Below are 2776 nucleotides of genomic sequence, written 5' to 3' on the forward strand. Positions count from 1 at the left end.
GAACGACGGATCGGTCGGCTTGTGCGCGTTGAGCAGGAAGTCGTTCGCCATCATGATGGCGGAGAGCACATTGTTGAAGTCGTGGGCGATACCGCCGGCGAGCTGACCGACCATGTCCATCTTCTGCGACTGATTGATCTGGTTCTCCAGCGCCCGCCGCTCGGTGGTCTCGAGCATGTAGACGATCGCCGCTTCAGTCTCGCGCTCGCCCTCCTCGACCGCCGTGACGAAGAACTGCCCGAAGCGCTCTTTTGCACCCTCGAGCATCACCTCGACGGGAGGGATATCGCCCTGCCCTTCCGCGGCCTGGTTGATCGCCGCGATCAACAGGCCGCGGTCGCGTGCGTTGACCGCGCGGAAGATCGACTTGCTGGCGGCGCCGTCGCCGCTCAGGCTCTGCGACAATTTCGCATAGCGCGCGTTGGCGCGGACCACCACGCCGGAGCGGTCGACGGTCGCGATCGCCATCGGGGTGTGGTCGAAGAAGCGCATGAAGCGGACTTCGGCGGCGCGTTCGGGGTCGGAGCGCTCGTCGCGGGCGCGGCTGATCACCAGGGTCCGGGAAGGTCCGGGCGTGCCGTCGGCGCCGAAGGCGAGCTTGTGATAGATCCGCGCCGGAATGGTGCGGCCGCCGCGCATCTTCAGATCGATGTCGAACACCTCGGTCTTGACTTCGCCGGGCACCGCCACGATCGAGGTCAGAAGCGAGGCGCCGTCGCCGGAGACGATGTCGGTGAGTTTCAATCCGCCCGAGCCGATTTCGGCGAGATCGTAGTCCAGCCAGTTGGCGAGCGTGGCATTGACATAGACCAGATCGCCGCCGCCGCCGACCGAGAAGAAACCGCAGGGCGCGTGATCGAGATATTCGATCGCGTGCTGCAGTTCCTGGAACACATCCTCCTGGCGCTCGCGGTCGCGGGTGATGTCCGCGATCGACCACACCGCGTATTTCGCCTCGCGCTTGCCTTGGCCGAGCGGGCGCACCCGCATCCTGAGCCAGCGGCCCTGCGCACCGTCGCTGCCGGCTATCCGCACCTCTTCCTGCTGCCGCTTGCCCTCGCGCGCCGCCTTCAGGAGCCGGAACACCGCCTCGGACACATCGGGATTGCCGATGAAGACCCGCTCGACGGGGCGCACGTCGTGCGGGCTGGCCGCCCCCGTGAGCGAAAGATAAGCGGCATTGAAATACACGACATGGCCGCGGGAATCGGTGACGGCGAGCCCGTCAAAGGCATGGTCGGAGATCCGCGCCATCACCGGATCGTCGATGCTGCGATCGGCGAAACGGATGATCCCGGCGGCAAAGGCGAACAGGTTGAACAGCCCGACCACGGCCAGCAGCGCCAGCAAGCCCAGGATGTAGGGCTGCGCCTGCGCCCGCCCGATGGTCATCAGCGCGAGCGCGACCGCGACCAGTCCGCCCGCCACCAGAAGCACCAGCAGAATGCTGCCGCTTCGCCGCGGCGGCTCGTGCGCGTCCAGCGGGTCACGGGACGAATCGGTGTCTATATCGGCGGTCATCGCAATGGACGCGGCCTGTCGGCAAGAGGTCGGCGCGCTGGTCGCGCGCCCGGCCCCCCCTGAGTGCCTGAATCGGGCCGGCCAGCGCAAGCCCGCCGGCGGCGTAATTCCCTTGATTCCGAGCCTTTTGGGGCTTTTTGGCCGAGGGCAGGCCGCCTCACGACCGCCGGCCGGACAGGTTGCGCTTCAGCCCCATGACGTAGCCGATGATCTCGGCGACTGCCTGATAATGTTCCACCGGAATCTCCTGGTCGATCTCCACGGTGGCGTAGAGCGCCCGGGCCAGCGGCACGTTCTCGACGATCGGGATATCGTGCGCCTTGGCGATTTCCCTGATCTTGAGGGCGATGTTGTCGACCCCCTTGGCAAGGCAGAGCGGCGCCGTCATGCCGCGCTCGTAGCTCAGCGCGATCGAATAGTGGGTCGGGTTGGTGATGATCACCGAGGCCTTCGGGACCGCTGCCATCATGCGCTTCTTGGCGCGCGCCTGGCGCAACTGCCTGATCCGGCCCTTGATGTGGGGGTCGCCTTCGGACTGCTTGAACTCCTCCTTCATCTCCTGCAGCGACATCTTCTGCCGCTCGTACCATTGCCGATACTGGAACAGATAGTCGCCGATCGCGACGAGGGCGAGGAGGGCCACTACCGATCCCAACAGATGCATCGTCAGCGACAATATCACGCCGAACAGCGCGGCAGGGTCGAGCCGCACCATCGATTCCAACCGCAGCCGCTCCGGCCACAGGATCATCGTCATCACCCAGCCGAGCGCGACCAGCTTGAAGATGCCCTTGCCGAAATTGGCCGCCGCCTGCTTGCCGAAGATGCGCTTGGCTCCGGAGGCGGGCGACAGCTTGCTCAAACTCGGCTTGAGGGATTCGGCCGACCAGACCAGCCGGTGCTGCACCATGTTGCCCGCGATCGCGGCGATCGCCAGAAACAGGATCGGCATGCCGACCGCGGCGACGACGACATATTCCAGGCTCCGCGCCAGCGCGATGAGGTCGGGCCCGTCGGTCCGGATCATCCAGGATTTGGCGATCAGGTTGCGCATCGGCTCCACGATGCCGCTGCCGATCGATCCGGAGAAGGTCGACATCACGAGCGTTGCGCCCGCGATCACGAACCAGGTGTTGATCTCCTGGCTCTTGACGACGTCGCCGCGTTCGAGCGCCTCATCGAGACGTTTCTGCGTCGGGTCCTGTGTCTTGTCTGAGGTATCGCCCTCGTCGGCCATCGGTGCAGGGCTTTCAGT

2 protein-coding genes are annotated in these 2776 nt (G+C 65.7%); both read right to left on the bottom strand.

The features are described 5' to 3' along the window. The coding region (locus WCB02_RS20775; protein ID WP_423960970.1) for a PAS domain-containing protein at positions 1–1521 on the bottom strand (1521 nt) is incomplete at its 3' end. A 157-nt stretch (positions 1522–1678) separates the two neighbouring features. Next, positions 1679–2758: a flagellar biosynthesis protein FlhB gene (flhB, locus tag WCB02_RS20780; RefSeq protein ID WP_423960971.1), complete on the bottom strand. Its 1080-nt coding sequence runs from the start codon at positions 2756–2758 to the stop codon at positions 1679–1681. Positions 2759–2776: the final 18 nt, after the last annotated feature.

The sequence above is a fragment of the Bradyrhizobium sp. genome (genome assembly GCF_049581145.1).
In the GTDB taxonomy this organism is placed as follows: Bacteria; Pseudomonadota; Alphaproteobacteria; order Rhizobiales; family Xanthobacteraceae; genus Bradyrhizobium.